The sequence below is a fragment of the Thermatribacter velox genome (assembly GCF_038396615.1).
Classification (GTDB): domain Bacteria; phylum Atribacterota; class Atribacteria; order Atribacterales; family Thermatribacteraceae; genus Thermatribacter; species Thermatribacter velox.
The window spans coordinates 323,839-342,260 of the sequence record NZ_CP121689.1 but is presented as its reverse complement, the minus strand read 5'-3'; the positions used below and the strand labels follow the sequence as shown (position 1 = coordinate 342,260).

General features: G+C 47.5%; 18 protein-coding genes. 3 read left to right on the top strand and 15 right to left on the bottom strand.

Annotated features, from left to right (window positions below):
* Positions 1 to 5 precede the first annotated feature (5 nt).
* From QBE54_RS01685 to QBE54_RS01620, 14 genes are all read right to left on the bottom strand, one after another.
* On the bottom strand, positions 6 to 206 hold the full coding sequence (locus tag QBE54_RS01685; protein WP_369018633.1) for a hypothetical protein: 201 nt from the start codon (positions 204 to 206) through the stop codon (positions 6 to 8).
* Positions 187 to 1,746 (bottom strand): acyl-CoA carboxylase subunit beta, encoded by a 1,560-nt coding sequence (locus QBE54_RS01680; protein ID WP_369018632.1) that lies wholly within the window; start codon positions 1,744 to 1,746, stop codon positions 187 to 189. The genes QBE54_RS01685 and QBE54_RS01680 overlap by 20 nt, the downstream gene beginning before the upstream one ends.
* A 22-nt stretch (positions 1,747 to 1,768) precedes the next feature.
* A complete protein-coding gene (locus QBE54_RS01675) occupies positions 1,769 to 2,617 on the bottom strand; it encodes a hypothetical protein (RefSeq protein ID WP_369018631.1) in 849 nt (282 codons plus the stop codon).
* Positions 2,614 to 3,709 (bottom strand): peptide chain release factor 2 gene (gene prfB, locus QBE54_RS01670; protein ID WP_369018630.1). Its coding sequence is split into 2 segments (ribosomal slippage): positions 2,614 to 3,642 and positions 3,644 to 3,709, totalling 1,095 coding nucleotides; the frame shifts between segments, so codons are not numbered across the junction. Before prfB ends, QBE54_RS01675 begins: the two co-directional genes overlap by 4 nt.
* A gap of 18 nt (positions 3,710 to 3,727) precedes the next feature.
* On the bottom strand, positions 3,728 to 6,295 hold the full coding sequence (secA, locus tag QBE54_RS01665) for a preprotein translocase subunit SecA (RefSeq protein WP_369018629.1): 2,568 nt from the start codon (positions 6,293 to 6,295) through the stop codon (positions 3,728 to 3,730).
* 38 nt (positions 6,296 to 6,333) lie between these two features.
* On the bottom strand, positions 6,334 to 7,146 hold the full coding sequence (gene rsmA / locus QBE54_RS01660; protein ID WP_369018628.1) for a 16S rRNA (adenine(1518)-N(6)/adenine(1519)-N(6))-dimethyltransferase RsmA: 813 nt from the start codon (positions 7,144 to 7,146) through the stop codon (positions 6,334 to 6,336).
* Between the two features lie 6 nt (positions 7,147 to 7,152).
* Positions 7,153 to 7,353 carry a hypothetical protein gene (locus QBE54_RS01655; protein ID WP_369018627.1) on the bottom strand — a complete coding sequence of 67 codons (201 nt, stop codon included), beginning with the start codon at positions 7,351 to 7,353 and terminating at the stop codon, positions 7,153 to 7,155.
* A gap of 35 nt (positions 7,354 to 7,388) precedes the next feature.
* Positions 7,389 to 7,736: an Asp23/Gls24 family envelope stress response protein gene (locus QBE54_RS01650; RefSeq protein WP_369018626.1), complete on the bottom strand. Its 348-nt coding sequence runs from the start codon at positions 7,734 to 7,736 to the stop codon at positions 7,389 to 7,391.
* Position 7,737: 1 nt separating this feature from the next.
* Positions 7,738 to 8,220 (bottom strand): TIGR00725 family protein, encoded by a 483-nt coding sequence (locus QBE54_RS01645; protein ID WP_369018625.1) that lies wholly within the window; start codon positions 8,218 to 8,220, stop codon positions 7,738 to 7,740.
* Positions 8,210 to 8,701: a bifunctional nuclease family protein gene (locus tag QBE54_RS01640; RefSeq protein WP_369018624.1), complete on the bottom strand. Its 492-nt coding sequence runs from the start codon at positions 8,699 to 8,701 to the stop codon at positions 8,210 to 8,212. The genes QBE54_RS01645 and QBE54_RS01640 overlap by 11 nt, the downstream gene beginning before the upstream one ends.
* A 74-nt stretch (positions 8,702 to 8,775) precedes the next feature.
* Positions 8,776 to 9,570, bottom strand: a complete 795-nt coding sequence (locus QBE54_RS01635) for a TatD family hydrolase (RefSeq protein WP_369018623.1) — start codon at positions 9,568 to 9,570, stop codon at positions 8,776 to 8,778.
* Positions 9,567 to 9,899, bottom strand: coding sequence for a methionine--tRNA ligase subunit beta (metG, locus tag QBE54_RS01630; RefSeq protein ID WP_369018622.1), 333 nt, complete (start codon positions 9,897 to 9,899; stop codon positions 9,567 to 9,569). Before metG (QBE54_RS01630) ends, QBE54_RS01635 begins: the two co-directional genes overlap by 4 nt.
* A 21-nt stretch (positions 9,900 to 9,920) precedes the next feature.
* Positions 9,921 to 11,453 (bottom strand): methionine--tRNA ligase, encoded by a 1,533-nt coding sequence (metG, locus tag QBE54_RS01625; protein WP_369018621.1) that lies wholly within the window; start codon positions 11,451 to 11,453, stop codon positions 9,921 to 9,923.
* A gap of 90 nt (positions 11,454 to 11,543) precedes the next feature.
* Positions 11,544 to 12,998, bottom strand: a complete 1,455-nt coding sequence (locus tag QBE54_RS01620; RefSeq protein WP_369018620.1) for a radical SAM protein — start codon at positions 12,996 to 12,998, stop codon at positions 11,544 to 11,546.
* A gap of 154 nt (positions 12,999 to 13,152) precedes the next feature.
* Here QBE54_RS01620 and QBE54_RS01615 point away from each other — a divergent pair, with 154 nt between their 5' ends.
* The 3 genes from QBE54_RS01615 to QBE54_RS01605 all read left to right on the top strand — a co-directional run bounded on the left by QBE54_RS01615 (position 13,153) and on the right by QBE54_RS01605 (position 16,297).
* Complete coding sequence (locus tag QBE54_RS01615; protein ID WP_369018619.1) at positions 13,153 to 14,256, top strand: alcohol dehydrogenase catalytic domain-containing protein; 1,104 nt, start codon at positions 13,153 to 13,155, stop codon at positions 14,254 to 14,256.
* 122 nt (positions 14,257 to 14,378) lie between these two features.
* Positions 14,379 to 15,509 (top strand): 5-(carboxyamino)imidazole ribonucleotide synthase, encoded by a 1,131-nt coding sequence (locus QBE54_RS01610; RefSeq protein ID WP_369018618.1) that lies wholly within the window; start codon positions 14,379 to 14,381, stop codon positions 15,507 to 15,509.
* Positions 15,510 to 15,547: 38 nt separating this feature from the next.
* Positions 15,548 to 16,297, top strand: a complete 750-nt coding sequence (locus tag QBE54_RS01605; RefSeq protein WP_369018617.1) for a metallophosphoesterase — start codon at positions 15,548 to 15,550, stop codon at positions 16,295 to 16,297.
* A 37-nt stretch (positions 16,298 to 16,334) separates the two neighbouring features.
* On the opposite strand, the gene QBE54_RS01600 is transcribed toward QBE54_RS01605, so the two are convergent.
* Complete coding sequence (locus QBE54_RS01600) at positions 16,335 to 18,413, bottom strand: methyl-accepting chemotaxis protein (RefSeq protein WP_369018616.1); 2,079 nt, start codon at positions 18,411 to 18,413, stop codon at positions 16,335 to 16,337.
* Between the last annotated feature and the right edge of the window lie 9 nt (positions 18,414 to 18,422).

The window sequence follows — 18,422 nt, the reverse complement described above, 5'->3', positions numbered from 1 at the left end:
TCGGGCTACCTCCTTAAAGAGAATTCGAAACATTGCTCCTGCAAGGCAAGCCTTCTCCAGGAGATGCTCTTTCTTTTAACGTAAGTGTAAGCTGGCGAACCAGGAGCCTTTTGCTCCTCCTCAAGATAAGCCAGAATGGCACCAACCACCGCTGCAACTTTTTTGAGCTCAAGGCCCTCGGGCATCTCAAACCGGGAAATTACCATGTTTTTTCCCCTTTCCAGTTTCTCTTTTAGTCCAGAAAACTTCAAGGGCTCGAGCAATCTTGAGCCTGGTATATTGAGGATCAATCACCTGATCCACATATCCCCTTCGGGCAGCCTGGAAGGGATTATAAAACTCTTCTCGATATCTGGCAATAACTTCCTGGCGCTTTAATTCAGGATCCAGAGCCTCCTCAATCTCTTTACGAAAAACGATATTCACTGCACCTTCAGCCCCCATTACCGCTATCTCTGCAGTCGGCCAGGCAAAAACCATATCAGCCCCAAGATGACGACTGCACATGGCAAGATAAGCGCCACCATAGGCCTTGCGAATGATGAGCGTAATCTTGGGCACTGTTGCTTCCGAGTATGCGTAAAGCATTTTAGCTCCGTGACGAATGATACCTCCAAACTCCTGATAGCTACCCGGCAAAAATCCGGGTACATCCACCAGGGTGACCAGAGGGATGTTGAAGCAATCACAAAAGCGGATAAACCTTGAAGCCTTATCGGCAGCGTCAATGTCCAGGCACCCAGCCAAATGCTGGGGCTGGTTAGCTATGATGCCCACCACATAACCCCCTATCCGAGCAAAACCAACCACAATGTTGGGTGCAAAGTGGCGGTGCACTTCCAGAAAAGAATGGTCATCAACCACTTCCTGAATAATTTTTTTCATGTCATAGGACTTGTTGGGATTAGCCGGCATCAGGTCGTAAAATAGAGTATTTCTTCTGTCTACGGGGTCACTGCACTCCTTAAAAGGAGGGTCTTCGGCGTTATTGGAGGGCAAAAAACTCAGCAATTCACGCACCATCCGGAACGTGTCTTCTTCGTTTTTGCCCACGAAGTGGGCAACTCCGCTTTTTCTGGCGTGAGTTTCCGCACCACCCAGCTCTTCAGCGCTTATCTCCTCACCAGTAGCCGCTTTAACCACCTGAGGACCGGTAACAAACATTTTGCTAACTCCCTCAATCATGAAAACAAAATCCATGAGGGCTGGGGAGTACACTGCTCCACCAGCACAGGGTCCAGCAATGACCGCTATCTGGGGGATTACTCCTGAAGCTTGGGTGTTGCGGTAAAATATCTCCCCATATCCAGAAAGCGAGTCAATGCCTTCCTGAATACGAGCCCCACCAGAATCGTTAATACCAATGAGCGGAGCACCAACTTTTTGAGCAATGTCCATCAACTTGCAGATTTTTTTAGCGTGCATCTCACCAAGAGAACCACCCATCACCGTGAAGTCCTGGGAATACACACAAACCAACCTTCCATCCACAGTGCCCAGGCCAGTCACCACACCATCAGCAGGAAGTTCTCTCTTGTCCATTCCAAAATAGGTAGAGCGGTGAGCAACAAAAAGGTCTATTTCCTCAAAACTCCCCGGATCAAGGAGGAGTTCCAGGCGCTCACGGGCAAAAAGCTTACCTCCCGCATGCTGCTTTTCAATCGCTTTTTTGCCTCCACCTTCAAAAAGCACATTTTCTTTCTGTAGAAGCTCTGCTACCAGCTCGCGAAGCGTTTTGTAAGCCATGCTCTTTCACTCCATACAGATCTTATTTACTGACTACTGAAACTTCTCTGGTAACAAAATCAGGCTTTACTCCCACGATACCCTCTATATCCACATCTATCCGGCGCAGCTCCACACCAGTAAGGTACATTACTCGATCCTGCAGACTCTTACGCAGTGTATCACAAGCAGAGGAAATGGACCTTTCTTTTCTGAAAACACATCCCACCACTACCACAACTCCCCCCGCTTCCCAGTGAATATCAATACGATTCACAGTCTCTATAAAGGTCATGCCCGCTAACAATTTAAAAATTAATGAGCGAAGAGCTCGCTTGCTGACCACCAGCTTACCAAGATAGCTGAAAGGGGGCCGCACCACAGTCTTGCCACGATACGAATAAAAGAACCTCCACACCGCAGACGGTAGCGAATCCACAAGGTTACCCCACAAATTGCGCTTAATTTCTACCAATGGAACCGGAATAGTGTGTTTACCTTCCAGCTCCCTTGCTGAGCGAGCCAACTCTATTTCTTCAACACTAACAATATTTTCGATGTTAATCACTTCTTCGGGAAACGGCAACTCCAGCCGTTCACAAATCTTGCAAACCATCTGGTAAGAAATACCCAGTATCAAAATTTTCTCGGGCCTCAACTCTCGAATGGCCTGTTTGACTTGTTCGCGATGTTCAGGGAAATAAAAAACGGCCACTTTAGCCGCCCGTATCTTGCTGATTTCTGCCTTCGCCGAAGTGCCAGCTATGATTTTTCCCTGAGAAATTAACAGACCATCGTCGATAATACAATCAATGCCCAGCTCCTGAGCAATCTGAGGCGCACGATAGCTTTTACCAGTCCCGGTTGCTCCAACCAGCGCGTAAACCTTCATATCTTTGCTTCCTCTTTCAAAAAAGCCTCTATGAAATCATCAATTTCTCCATCCATCACTCTCTGCACATTGCCCACTTCATGCCCGGTGCGATGGTCTTTGACCAGGTTATAAGGATGAAAAACATAAGTGCGGATTTGATTCCCCCAGGCAATATCCTTGTGTTCGCCTTTAATTTCCTGCAACTTTTGTTTCTGTTTCTCTTCATAGTACTTGTAAAGCCTGGCCTTCAAAATCTTCATGGCAACTGCCTTGTTCTGGTGCTGGGAACGTTCATTCTGGCACTGCACAACTATGCCAGTAGGTAAATGAGTAATTCGAACTGCAGAATCAGTAACGTTGACATGCTGGCCCCCATGTCCCCCGGCCCGGAAAGTCTCTATTTTTAAGTCCTGGGGGTTAATCTCGATATCAACTTCCTCGCCCATTTCCGGAATCACATCCACCAGGGCAAAAGTGGTGTGACGTCTACGATTAGCGTCAAAAGGAGAAATCCGAATAAGCCTGTGCACTCCGTGCTCTGACTTGAGATACCCGTAAGCATAGTCGCCCTGCACGATAAACGTGACATGCTTAAAGCCAGCTTCTTCACCCTCTAAAACATCGGTAACCGTTACCGTAAACCCTTTTCGCTCGCAAAAACGAGTATACATTCTGAAAAGCATTTGCACCCAGTCTTGTGATTCTGTACCTCCAGCTCCAGAATGGATGGTCACGATTGCATTTTTAGCATCTTCTTCTTCCTGAAAGAAAATGCGAATTTCCAGGTCTTCACTCATGGCTGAGAGCTCTTTGACCTCTTTAACCAGCTCTGAATACTCCGGGTCAGCAGGCGAAATGAGTTGCGCAAACTCCTTGCTTTCCTCAAGTTTTTTATTCAGCGATTCAAAGCTATCAACCAGGTTACGGTAAAACTTGTATTCCTTTAAAACCCGATTCTGCTTCTGGGGGTCATCCCAGAAGCCGCTCTGGGACATTTCTCTTTCCAGTCTCTCAAGGCGTTCCCGAACTCCGCGCCGGTCAAAGATACCCTCCGATTTCTTTAAGTTTTTCCTCGATCTGCTGCAATTCAACGTTCAACTCGGTGTTCATAACAGCATCACCCTTTCTCTATTTTTTACCGCAACAATATTTATACTTCAAACCACTACCGCAGGGACAGGGATCGTTGCGACCCACCTTTTTTCGTCCTTCTTTCGGAAAAGCACTCGTAGCTGAAGTAATCCGGGAAGAAACTCCGCTCTTCACTTCCTTACCCTGGGAGGAAGAACGCAAAGCCGAAGCTTTGGCAACTTGGGAACTTTGAGAACCACCGGTCTTATCAACTACGCGAATCCGCAAGAGATAACGCAGAGTGTCTTCCCTAATGCGAGCAATCATGTCCTGGAACATATCAAACGCTTCCAGCTGATACTCCACAAAGGGGTCTCTCTGGCCAACAGCACGCAAGCCAATACCTTCCCGAAGGTGATCCATGTTGTGCAGGTGATCCTTCCAATGGGTGTCCACAACCCTTAAGAGAACGTAACGTTCAATCTCTCTGAAAACATCTTCACCAACCGATTGCACTTTTTCCTGGTAGGTGGTTTTCAACTTCTCCAAAATAAGCTCTCTCAGTTTATCCCTATCAAAGGAAGGCCTCTCTGCTTCGGCAATCCTCAAACTCCATCCAAAAAGGTAATACAGCCTCCTATCCAGACCTTCCCAATCCCACTCTTCAGGGTACAGCTTTTCATCGGCATAAGCTCCCAGAATCTCTTCAACCACTTCTTCCATCATTTGCAAAACAAAAGGCCTTACGCTATCAGCAAAAAGAACCATTCGCCGCTGCGAGTAAATAACCTCTCGTTGCTTGTTCATAATGTCATCGTAGCGGAGAAGCGTTTTTCGTAAACCAAAGTGATAGCTCTCCACCTTTTTCTGTGCCGACTCAATCATTCTGGTTACCAGAGGATGCTCAATGGGCACCCCTCGCTCAACGCCAAAGCGGTCCATAATGTTTGCAATTCTTTCGGAACCAAAAAGGCGCAGCAGATCATCTTCAAGAGAAAGAAAAAACTGGGAAGAACCAGGATCGCCCTGCCGACCAGCCCTGCCTCGCAGCTGATTATCAATGCGTCGGCTCTCGTGCCGTTCGGTACCAATTACATGCAACCCACCCAGTTCAGCAACACCCTCACCAAGAACGATGTCGGTTCCCCGACCAGCCATGTTGGTGGAAATGGTCACCGCTCCTCTTTGCCCAGCCTGGGCAATTATTTCAGCCTCTTTCTCGTGGTTCTTGGCATTGAGAACTTGGTGAGGAATGCCCTTTTTATGTAGCATTCTGCTCAACCGTTCTGACTTCTCGATGGAAACCGTACCCACCAGAACAGGCCTGCCCTGGCGGTGCAGTTTTTCTATTTCTTCCACCACCGCCTCAAACTTCTCTTCTTCGGTGCGGTAAATGACATCCTGCAGGTTAGTGCGCCGCAAGGGCTTGTTGGTAGGAATGACCACCACCGGCATCCCATAGGTAAAAATGAATTCCTCTTCTTCCGTCTTGGCAGTACCAGTCATTCCGCATATCTTTTCATACATGCGAAAATAATTCTGATAGCTGATTGAGGCCAGGGTCTGGTTCTCCTCCTTAACCTGTAGCTTTTCCTTGGCCTCAATTGCCTGATGCAAACCATCGCTGTAGCGGCGACCATGCATCAGTCTTCCTGTAAACTCATCAACAATGATAACCTCGCCATTTTTCACCACATAATCCACATCTTTCCGATAAAGGTGGTGAGCCCGCAGAGCCTGCCTCACCAAGTGCTCCAGCGTTCCCTTACCCGTATCTTCATAGAGATTGTCAACGTGGAGTAGCTTCTCTACCTCTCGCACACCTTCTTCGGTAAGCCATACCGCCTTGGTTTTCTCTTCTATGTCAAAGTGTTCTCCCTGGCGGAGCCGCCTGACCACCCGGTCAATCTTATAATATATTTCAGTAGATTCCTCAGCAGGGCCAGAAATAATAAGGGGAGTCCTGGCCTCGTCAATCAAGATGCTGTCCACCTCGTCGATAATGGCATAGTGCAGTTCCCTTTGCACAATATCTTCGCGGCGCACCGCCATGTTGTCCCTGAGGTAATCAAAACCAAATTCAGTGTTGGTACCATAGGTTATGTCACAGCTATAGGCCTTTTTGCGCTCCTCCCGTGAAGAATCGTGTTGAATAAGACCAACGGAAAGACCCAAAAACTCGTAAATAGGTCCCATCCAGAAGCGGTCGCGTTTGGCCAGATAGTCGTTGACGGTGACTATATGTACACCCCGCCCAGTCAGAGCATTCAAATACGCAGGCATGGTAGCCACCAGGGTCTTTCCTTCACCAGTTTGCATTTCGGCGATTTTGCCCTGATGCAGGACCACTGCACCCATGATTTGCACGTCAAAGTGGCGCATGCCCACCACGCGCTTCGCTGCCTCACGAACCACAGCAAAAGCTTCTCGAAGCAAATCGTCAAGCGTCTCCCCCGCTTGAAGGCGTTCCCGAAACTGGTCCGTTTTAGCTCGAAGCTCCGCATCGCTGAGGCGAGCAATATCACTTTCCAGAGCATTGATAGGTACCACATACTCTTCATAAAGCTTCTTTATTAAGCGATCCTGGGTTTTCTTTGACCAAAATTCTTTTAAAACACCAAGCATAAAAATGCCTCCTGAAAAACTCTATCAATTATAGCACATCACTCACCAGAACCCTTTTCCATAGCAGGCAGTGCTTTGATCAAGGAGAGCCAATCTGCTGGCGATAAGTCCTCAGCTCTGGCGTTTTCAAGGCCAAGTTCGTTGAGGATTATTCTCGGACTCAGCTGTGGAAAGCACCTTTTCAAAACCGTACCCACCTTCTTTCTGCGTTCAGCAAAGAGGCACTGAGCAATCCGCCATAATTTATCGAGCAAAGGCTTATCCAGTTTCTCCCGTTTAAAACAAAGCTTAACAATTACCGAATCAACTCTGGGCATAGGCCGAAAGGCGGAGCGAGGAACTGGCCACATTCCTTGCACCTCCACTATGAAAGGCACAATCACCGATAGTGGCCCTCTTTTCCTGCGTGGAATACCCAAAAAAGTCTTTTCAGCAAATTCACGCTGAACCATAAGCACCGCCAGCTGCCAGTCCACGTTACAGAAAAGCACTCTGGTTATAATCTCCGTCGAAAGATAATAAGGCAAGTTGGACACCAGTTTAATGTTGTCCTTCGAAAATCTTTGCAGCAAAAGATCGAGGTCAAGTTCGAGAACGTCAAAACAATGGAGAAAAACGTTATCAAAGTTGCCAAGCAACGCCACCGCTTGTTCCAAGAGTTTTGGATCTTTCTCAATTCCAATTACTCGGGCACCACTTTTGGCAAGGGCTTCAGTCAAAAAACCTGTTCCCACGCCAATTTCCAGTATTACATCTTTTGCAGAGAGTTCCGCTAAGGAAACGATAAAATCCCTTATGCTGGGATTTATCAGAAAGTGCTGGCCCCACCTGGCAGAGGAGCGACCACTCATGAAAAGCTACAGATTGGCTTTCGAGCTGTTCTCGATATCTCCTTCTTTTTCGGTGTGAGAAAGGTGGTCAGGGAAGAAATAATCACAGCGCTCAACCGGAGCAGTACGCTCTTTTTGTTCACCAAGCAAACAACGATAAATACCCTTCTTTTTCATCTCCGCATCACAGTACCGACAAACCTGACACAAACCCTCTGGATTATACAAGGCAAAAACCCCCTTTTCACGATGTTAAAACCCCACTATGACCACACTACTTCCTGCACTCCAACATTGACCCGTCGAGGAGAAATACCAAAATAGTCTCTTAACGCTTCAAATACTGCTTTCTGCACTTCGAGGGCAACCTGGTGGAACTGGCAATCTTCTCGAAGCGTGAGAACCAAGTTGATTTCTAACACTCCGTCTTCAAGAGGTACTTTATCGCTGGCATTGAGCGGCTGTTCCCTAACTACCACCCCTGCTTTATTACGCGGCATCTGGACGTTGACAACTCCTGGAATCTTTTTGGCCGCTACCTGTACTATATCGAGCAAGGTAGAAACGCTAACCCTGGTAACACCCTCTTCTCTTTCAAACTCAGCGATCAATTTAAACCTCCAGACGTTTAAAAAGGTAGGCAACAGCTTCCCTGGCACTTTCAAACTGAGGGAAAAAGCCCTCCTGCCCACTCCCATTTCGAAGCTGCCAGGTACGCAAGCCTGCCAGGGGTTTGCCATGTTTGAGGGCAAAGGCTATCTCGCTCAAAGTGCCTGCACCACCTCCACAGGCCACAAGAGCTGAAGAAGAAAGAACAATAATTAAATTCCTGGCTTCTCCAAGACCAGTAGCAATACAGTAATCTACAAAAGGATTGGCCTCACTAACTGAGCTTCCAGGGAGAATACCAATGGTGATTCCCCCCTCCTTTTTAGCCCCCCGACAGGCGGCTTCCATAACGCCACCTAAGCCTCCACAAAGCAACACTGCACCCCGCCGTGCTATCTCACGCCCCACCTCAAAAGCCAGCTCCACAATTGAGGCATCGTGTGAAGAAGCTGTGCCTATAACTCCAATGATTGGCTTATTCTCCATAGCCCAGGTACTTCTTCAGGTCTTCAGGCTTGAGGTTATCCAGGAATTGACGGAATTCTTCGATTTCTTTATCATCTATTTCCCCTACAGCAAGGGTAGTAGAGCTCCGGATTTCTTCCGAAATGTAAATGGGTGCCTTCATGCGTAAAGAGAGTGCAATACCATCGCTGGGTCGAGAATCAACGGTAATTTCTTTGTCCCCAACTTTAAGATAAAGGAGCGCATAAAAGGTGTTATCAATAATCTTGGTGATCACAACTTTCTCAAGTTCTGCTCCCAAACTGCGAATAACCGAAGCCATCAGATCATGGGTAAGAGGGCGAGGAGTTGCTACCTCTTGGAGCCCCAGAAGAATGGCTTGTGCTTCAAAGGGACCTATCCAAATGGGCAAACTCCTTTTCTCTTCCTCGTCGACCAGAACCACCACAGCCATGGAGTTCTTCTGGTCAAACATTAAGCCCTGAACCTTCATCTTCAGCATGGATCCGGTCATCCTTCTCTTGGTAGTCTTTCTTAAAACCTATCCTTACATCATATTATAACGGAAGTCGACCTTTAAAGTTCCCCAAATTCCCCCAAAAACTTCTCTCGTCCAAAAAAAGCAAAGAAATTGCTGATGAGTAAGTTTTGGAAGTCCTCCACAGGAATTCCCAGAAGTTCACAGAGAAAGGTCGCGGTATAAACCAGAAAAGCAGGTTCGTTTCTTTTACCCCGTTTTTTTTGAGGAGCCAGATATGGTGCATCGGTTTCCAGAAAAAGACGCTCGCGAGGCACAGAAAGTACTGTTTCTCTAACTCGATGAGCCTTGGGAAAAGTCAGTACACCTCCAAATGAAAACCCAACTCTCATGGGTAACAGTTTCTGAACAATCTCCCGGTCTCCAGAAAAGCAATGCCAGATAACAGGAATATCCCGGGCATACATTTCAAGAATGGAGAGCACATCTTGCTCTGACTCTCGAGAATGAACTATTACCGGTAGACCATAAGTACGTGCCAGCTCAATCTGAGTGAGGAAAGCCCGCTTCTGATTCTCAACATGGCTTTTATCCCAGTAATAATCAAGCCCAATCTCGCCAACAGCTACAACCTTGGGGTGTTGGAGATAATCGGCAAGTCTTGAGAAATCAGGCAAGACATCTTTAATTTCCTGGGGATGAATACCCAAAGCAGCATAAACTCCGGGGAAACACTCAGCTATGGCAAGCGTCTGGAGTGCAGATTCCAGAGACGTTGCATTGCTCACAATGATTTTTACTTTCGCTTCTTCCGCTCTTTTTATGACCTCCTCAATATCCTTTGCAAAGCCGGGATCATCAAGATGAGCATGGATATCAATCCAGAAACTCATCTCACCCTGCTTCCCGGCTCAATGTCCCGGTCCACGGTCAGCAAACTAACTCCACCTTTGCCGTCATCAGCAGCAAGCAGCATCCCTTGAGAAACCACTCCCCGGATAGTCGCCGGTTTCAGGTTGGCAAGAACAATTATTTTTTTCCCTTTTATTTCTTCCGGCCGGTAATACGGCGCAAGGCCAGCAACCAGAGTCCTTTCTTCCCCACCCAGAGAAATTCGAAGTTTTAAAAGAGCCTTGGTGCCCTCCACGCGTTCTACATCAAGCACTTCTGCCACCCGCAATTCAATTTTCTGAAAATCTTCCAGGTTTATTTCGGGAGCCATATACCAAAACCTCCTATTCAGTCAGTTTTCTATTCTCGGGAAAAGGGGAGTTGGTTTTTCAAGATTAAAGACCTCCGGACCACTTTCCCAGCTTACTTCTCGTTCAAAGGAGTCAAAACCAGGAAAATCCCCCAGGCCCAGAGCTTTCCACAGCCTGCTACAGGAGCGAGGACAGAAGGGATAAACCATCACAGCAAGAATGCGTGCACAATCCAGAAGACGATAAAGAATACTGGTAAGCTCCTCTTTCTTTTCGGGATCTTTGTTCAATCTCCAAGGTGCCTTTTGGTCAATGTAGCGGTTGCCAAAGTGTACCAGCTTCCAGATACTTTCCAGAACCTGCGCAAAACCAAAGCGCTCGAAATAAAAGGCAACAGAACTTTTCACTTCTGCAAGCAGCTTCTCCCACTCTTCATCCTGATATAGAGAAGGTCTTTTCACTTTTCCGCCCAGGTATTTCCAGGCCATGCTCGACGTCCGATGAACCAGATTACCAAAGTTATCGGAAAGATCTGCGTTAGTACGCTCTATCAAAGCCTTTTCCGAAAAGTCACCATCCAGTCCAAAGGTTACTTCACGCATCAGAAAATAGCGGAAACGGTCCACACCGTAACGCTCGATGACCTCATTTGGGTCCACCACGTTGCCTTTGGACTTGGACATTTTTTCTCCTTCCACTGTCCACCAACCGTGAGCAAAAACCATCTGCGGAAGCGGCAACTCAGCAGCCAGCAACATGGCCGGCCAGAGAACAGCGTGAAAGCGCAAGATATCCTTACCCACCAGATGCCTGACCTGAGGCCAGAAGGTTTGAAACTTTACCTCATCACTTCCAAATCCAGCCACGGTAAGGTAATTTACCAGGGCATCAAACCAGACGTAAAAGGTATGTCCGGGATCAGAAGGAACTGGTACCCCCCATTTTACACCAGTACGAGAAATACTCTGGTCTTTCAAACCACTCCGAACAAAGCTCACCACCTCGTTATAGCGGCTCTCCGGCATGACAAAAGAGGGATGTCTTTCGAGATAATCGAGCAACCTCTCCTGTAAGCGCGACAGGGCAAAGAAATAGGTTTCTTCTCTCACTTTTTCCAGAGGACGGCCACAATCAGGACATATCAGTTCCCCGCTCAACTGCCCCTCAGTCCAGAAAGTCTCACAGGGAACACAGTACCACCCCTCATAGTCGCCTTTGTAAATGTAGCCTTTTTCATTGAGCAGAGAAAAGAAGGCCTCCACTGTGCGGGTATGCCTTTCTTCGGTGGTGCGGATAAAGTCGTCGTAAGAAATATCCATCTTCTTCCAGAGATCCAGAAAGCGCTCAACCACCTGATCCACCAGCTCCTGAGGAGTAATCCCTTTCTCAAGAGCTGCTTTCTCTATTTTCTGGCCATGTTCGTCGGTACCAGTAGCAAACAATACTTCTTCTCCCAACAAACGATGATAACGAGCCAGAACATCTGCAGCACAGGTAGTGTAGGCGTGCCCAATGTGAGGAACATCATTTACATAGTAAATTGGTGTTGTAATGTAAAAACTGCCTTTTCCCATGCCTCACACCATCCTTAACCCATTTCTCTGTGCAAAGGTGACCGCCAAAAGAATGCACGTACATATGCGGCAGTATAAAAAATAAATCCTTCATTTGCAAGCCGCAACACTCTGCATATTGGTTTCCCTCTTTTCACTGTCTCTCACTATCTCCTGCCAGTATGAAGCGTTGAACTTGCAACCCGGATCAGGACCCAGGTAATCACCAAAGTAAGCATACGCTCTGGCCCTACATCCACCACATACTGCACGGTAGTCACAAACACCACAATTCCCTTTAAACAAAGAACGTTCCCGCAAAGCCACCAGCACCGGAGAAGTGTCCCAAATTTCTTTAAAGGGACGTTCGAGGAGTTTTCCCACTGCTATGGGCATGAAAACACAGGGAGTAACCGTTCCATCAGGCTGAAAAGCACAGTATGCTCTGCCTGCACCACACCCTCCAACATACTCCGCTCCAACTCGGGCCAGCTTGCCTTCAGCAGAAGAGTAATGACCGGTTATCACCAACCCTTCGGGATTCTTTTCCAAGCACTTTCTGCCAAATTGAGGGCTGGTACTGAACACTGCAATTTCTTTCTGCATCAAGCAATCGTAAAGTATGTCAAGCATTTCTTCGCGCTCTTCAGGGCTGAGGTCCCACTGCAAAATGTCCTTGCCTCTCCCGGTAGGAATAAAGTTGAAGACATAAAAGCGATGTACACCCAGGCTCCTGGCAAATTCGTACAAGCGTAAAAGCTCGGAAAAATTCCTACGGGTAATGGTGGGAGCAACACCGACCAGCAAGCCAGCTTTCAAGGCGTTCTCGATACCCGTCACGGTCCTTTTCCACAAGCCAGGAATGCCTCGAAACTGGTCATGAAACTCTGGGTCAGCGCTTTCCAGGCTTATCTCAATATAACTCACCCCACAATCACAGAGTCTTTTGCACACATCCTCACTCAAAAGAGTCCCATTAGTAGCCACAGAGAGGTAGATTTCTTTTTTAGCCGCATAGGAAGCCACTTCAAAAAGTTCAGGATCACAAAGGGGCTCTCCACCTGAAAAAGCAAGGGTCGGCACAAAGTTCCGATCCAGTTCATCAATGACCATCAGACGCTCTTTAAGGGTTAACTGTCGGGTTTTTCGGCCAGCATCCTGGTAGCAGTGTTTGCATTTGAGATTGCATGCATTAGTAAAATTCCAGACCACAAGTAACGGGCTGGCAAATTTTTGGGGTTGCGTGGCGCCATACTCGGCAACACTCCTTGCCAGGTTTATGGTTGCCCTGCGAATGTTGCGCGGGCCAAATATCTCACGGATGAGATATTCTCTTTTCCAATGCAGTAAAACCCGCAAAACCTCTATGGCAAGATAAATCCAGAAAAAAGTTAATAATTCCATCCAGGAAAGACCCTTTTTACTCTTACCATAATAAAGCAGTATTTTTTCCAGCCTTACCTGCCCTTGGCGGTCCACAGAAGTTGCCCAGCGGAAAAGATAACGCACAACTCTCGAGTTGAGAAATTTACGAACCCTATTAGGATTCATAAAAGCGCGATGCACGTTACATCCCCCCTCGTTGCTTCCTATAATCATTTTAGCAGGAAAAGCAAGCTTTATAGGCAGTGCAGAGGGTGAGTGAGAAAAATTTCATTTCCAGAATTCACCGCATTGAGATAGAATGGTAGTGGTCAGCTTTTTACCGGGAGGTGTAAAAATGTCTAAGGTAGAAACTCTGTTCGAGCTTCCTAAAAAGATGAAGGCAGTGGTCGATTATGCACCGGGAGATTTTCGTTTGGAGGAAGTGGATGTTCCCGAAATTGGACCTGGCGAAGTACTACTCAAGGTTGGGGGCTGCGGCATATGCGCTGGAGACATAAAGACTTTTCACGGCGCTAAAAGGATCTGGGGTGGAGATGGACAGCCCGCTTACATTCGCCCTCCAGTGGTACCCGGCCATGAATTCTATGGACAGGTAGTAGCCCTTGGTGAAGGAGCTTCCGAAAAATACGGTCTTTCCTTGGGAGACTGGGCAGTCTCTGAGCAGATTGTGCCCTGCGGTCAGTGCCGCTTCTGCAAACGTGGAGAATACTGGATGTGCCAGGTGCACTATATCTATGGCTTTTTCCGGGGTGAAGCTGATGGTGCCTTTGCAGAGTATGTCCGGCTCCCTAAGAATGCCCTGAACTGGAAATTGCCTGAAGACTTCCCACTTGAGGCAGCTGCCTATGTGGAACCTCTGGCCTGTGCCATTCATGCCGTAGAGCGAGCCGATATTCAACTTGAAGATGTGGTGGTCATTGCCGGCCTGGGTGCTCTGGGTCTGGGCATGCTGCAGGTGGCCCGCATTAAAAACCCCAAACTACTCATTGGAATTGACATCAAAGAAAAACGTCTGGAACTGGCTCAGAAACTGGGTGCCGACCTGGTGTTAAACCCTGCCAGAGAAGATGTGGTAGCTAAGGTTAAAGAGCTTACCGACGGTTACGGTTGTGATGTATACATCCACGCCAGCGGTCACCCCAAAGGGGTCATTCAGGGCCTGGATATGATTCGTAAGCTGGGTCGCTATGTGGAATTCAGCGTATTTTCAGAACCTACCACTGTGGATTGGAGCATCATTGGAGATGTAAAGGAAATCGACATTCGAGGAGCACACCTCAGTCCCTACACCTACCCCACTGCTATACGGCTTCTCAAAGAAGGAACCGTTAAAGCAGACGAAATTATCACTCATGAATTCCCGTTGGATGAATTCAAAAAGGCCATGGAAGTTGCCGAAAAGGGAGAGGATGCCATTCGAGTAGTATTGAAGCCATAGAAAACCTCGATAGTTTTTGCTTAACCTTCCTCCCAATCCAAAGGGGCTTTCAAAGCCCCTTTTTTATTTCCTGCCACCTCGTGTTAAAATAGCCCTCAAAAAGAGGAGTGACGCCATAACCCATGCAGCGCAAATACCCCTTCTTCAAAATCGGCATAATTGGAGGGGGACAGCTGGCCAAAATGATGACCCAGGAAGCCAAAAAAATGGGCTTCTGGGTTGGCGTGCTTGACCCCACTCCTTCTTCTCCTGCTGGACAACTTGCTGACCGACAGATAGTAGCCGATTTCTACAACCCTGAAGCCTTAAAAACGCTTGTGGAAGAGAGCGACGTTGCCACTTACGATATTGAGCACGTAAATACTCAGGCTTTAAAAGAAGAAAGCTTACGTCGAAAAGTCTTTCCTTCGCCTGAGCTCTTGGAAATCATTCAGGATAAACTGCGGCAGAAAGAAACCCTATCCAGAGGAGGCATACCTGTACCACGTTTTTTGCCCGAAGTAAGCCACAAAGCACTCCGGGAGTTAGGAAGCCCTGCCATATGGAAAGCTCGCTTTGGGGGATACGACGGCAAAGGTGTGGCAAAAATAGAAAAAGCAGAGGACCTGGCTTCCCTACCCCAAAAAGAGGCCTTTATGGAAGAGCTGGTTACCATAGAAAAAGAGCTTGCAGTGATTGTGGCCCGAAGCCGTTCAGGAGAGACAGTAGCTTACCCGGTAGTGGAAATGGTTTTTCACACGGCAAACCATATATGCGACCAGGTTTTCGCCCCCGCACGGATTTCTGAAGAAACAGCCCAAAAAGCACAGGAAATCGCCCAGAAATGTGTGACTCTCCTTCAGGGAGTGGGCGTTTTCGCAGTAGAAATGTTTCTCGACCAAAGCGGCAAGCTCCTGGTAAACGAAATAGCACCTCGTCCTCACAACTCCGGCCACTTCACAATTGAGGCCTGTGTTACTTCTCAGTTCGAACAGCACTTGCGGGCAATCTGCGGATTACCACTTGGTTCAACCCAGCTTCTTGTACCTGCGGTAATGGTGAATCTCTTAGGAGAAAAAGGAGCGGAAGGAGTTCCGGTCGTTGAGGGGCTTGAAGAAGCCATGGCCATAAAAGGGGTATCTTTCCACTTTTACGGCAAAGCGCAAGTTCGTCCTTTTCGCAAAATGGGGCATGTCACCATCGTAGATACTGATTTAGAAGCCGCAATCCGCAAAGCTCAGAGGATAAAAGAGATCTTGCACATCCGCTCCTAAAAAGCTTTTTGTAGCAAGTGAACAAGGAGGGCAACACCATGAAAATAGCGGTTTTTTCTGATATTCATGGAAACATATTCGCCCTGGAAGCAGTGTTGAAAGATATAGAGAGACATCGCCCAGAGGTTACAGTATGTTTGGGCGACCTGGTAGGCTACAACCCCTTCCCTAACGAAGTAGTTCAGAAAATTCGCGCCCTCGCCATCCCCACCATCATGGGCAACTACGACCAGGGAGTAGGTTTCGATCTCGATGACTGCGGATGTGCTTATCGAAGCAGCGAAGAGAAAGCCAGAGGGCATATTTCTCTCTCCTGGACCAGGAAGGTGGTAACCCCGGAGAATAAAGCTTTCCTGAGAAATCTATTATCCCGTTACGAAATCAAGCATTCAGCATACCATTTGCTCTTTGTGCATGGCAGCCCCCGCCGCATCAACGAATACCTTTTCCCAGACCGGCCCGATTCCAGTTTCCTCCACGTGATGCAGAACGAAGAAGCCAACGTCCTCGTTTGCGGACACACCCACATTCCGTTCGCAAGAGAAATTGGTACCCTGAAAGTGATTAACGATGGGAGCGTAGGCCTTCCCAAAGACGGCAACTGGAAGGCCTGCTGGGTGCTGATTGAAATTGAAGAAGGTTTTAAGGTAAGCTTCCAGAGAAGTAGTTACGACTGGGAGTTCCTGCGGGAAGGATATAAGAACAACCCAGAACTCCCCTTCTTTGCAGAAGAACTCATGAAAGAGCAAGAAAGCGAATCAGAAAAGAAAGGTAAGGGAAACCCCTGAAGGATTCCCCTTACCTGCTCCACAACCTTAGATAGCCTTAAACCTGAAAAATGGCAATCTTACTTTTCAGGTCCTCTGCAAGTTTAACCAGTGTCTCGGTAGCAGAAGTAATTTCCTCAAGTGATGCATTCTGTTCTTCCGTAGAAGCAGAAACTTCCTCACTGGATGCGGCATTCTCTTCAGCAATGGAAGCAACAGAAGCAATTTTTTCGGTTATACTCTTAATGGATGCTGTCATCTCTCCAAGAGAACGGCTGTTCTCTTCGGAAAGATTGGCTATCACCTCTGCCTCTTCGCTGGTTCTGGAAAGTAACACTTTGGCCCTGTTGAGAGATTCAGAAAGAGCATCAATCTCGCTTAGTGTTCTCTCCACCGAAGCAATGATTGCCTCGAAGTTCTGATTTACTTCTTTTTGTTGTTCAACCCCTTTCTGTACCTCATTCTGTGCCTCACTCATGCTGGAAGAAACTTTTAGCATGTCCTTGCGAACTTCTTCAATGAGGTAAGCAATCTGGTCAGCAGCCCGAGAGGATTCTTCAGCCAGTTTGCGCACTTCCTCAGCCACCACGGCAAAGCCTCGTCCAGCATCACCAGCTCGGGCGGCTTCGATGGCAGCATTGAGAGCCAGGAGGTTGGTCTGCTCGGCAATGCCAGTGATAATACCCACTATACTGCTTATCTCCTCAGAGCGAGCACTCAAAGTGCGAACCGCTTCAGCTACCTCCTGAGCCGCAGAAGATATGGTCTGGATGTTTCCACTCAGACCTCTAAGGAGCTCCTTACCCCTTTCGGCCTCTCTTTTGTCGTTCTGAGCCTCGTCAGCGGTCCGCCTCAGCGCATCCTCAATGGCAACCATTGCAGCCAAATTTTCTTCCATATGAGAACGAATGTTGCGGACTGCTTCCACGTTGCGCTCGGTAGTCTCCAGGAGAACATCGGCCTTCTGAGCAATACCAGAAACCTCTTGTTCGACGGCTCCCAACTCTTCGCTCTGATGATTAGAACCTTCCGCCACCTGGGAGATAGTCTGAGCTATTTCCTGGGTAGCTTTGGAAACCTCCTGAACCGATGTAGCAAGCTCTTTTGCAGAGTTGAAAAGCAAAGAAGAAGCATTGAGAGTTTCACCAACAATACCTTTTATGCTCTGAACCATCTTCAAAAACGCTCCGGCCAAAACGCCTACCTCATCATGCAACTTGCGCTGAATAGTTTCCAAAAATCCAGTATCAATCTTCAGGTTGCCTTGGGCCACTTCCTGAACCAAGTATGTGATTTTCCGAAGATTACCGGTTACCCGACCTACGATAATGGTAGCCAGAACGGAAATCAAGATAGCTACGGCGATAATAACCAGAATAACCATTTTGCGCATTGCAAATACATCTTGATACACAGAAGCAACCGGTACTTCAGCAACCACTCTCCAGCCCGAAGTAGGAGAAAGGGCAAAGGCTAATAAAGAAGCAGCATCGCCAGAGTTAATTTGTAAGACCCCGACATCGTTGCTAAAGAATGCTTCACTCTGGGAACCAAGCAAGTCTTTTATGTTAGCCTTAAAAGCTATTTCCTCCTCTGGATGCAGCATAACCAGCCCATCACTGCCAACTAAATAGAAAACTCCTCCTTCCCCTATGGACAGACCAGAAACCAAATCCTGGATATCCCTTCCTTCAACCTCAAAGACCATCGCTCCAATTACCTGGTCTTCAACAAGTTTGGGAGTAGCTAAATAATAAATCAACCTACTGCTTCCTGGATTCATAAAAAGGTTAGAGAGGTTCGCCGTGCCCTGTTGAATAGTTTTTGTAAAGAACGGATACTGCGAAAAATCAACCCGGTTGCCTAGGCTATCAGTAGCTTCCCCGCTGGGATTGGCCCAAAAAGAGTTAAAAGCACTCAGTTTACCTTCTTCTGCTTGGCGTATCTTTTCTTTGAGGACCACTTCTATGGACTTTGCTCCCAGATTTACCAGGCTACTTATCTCTCTATTGGTCTTATCCAGCAATGACTTCTGAAAACTGGAAAGACCATAAAAGCCAATAAAACACAGAGGCAACAAAGAAAACAACAAAAACCAGAAAAGTAGCTTTCCCCTAAGGCTACTTTTTCTTTTCATTTAAGCTTC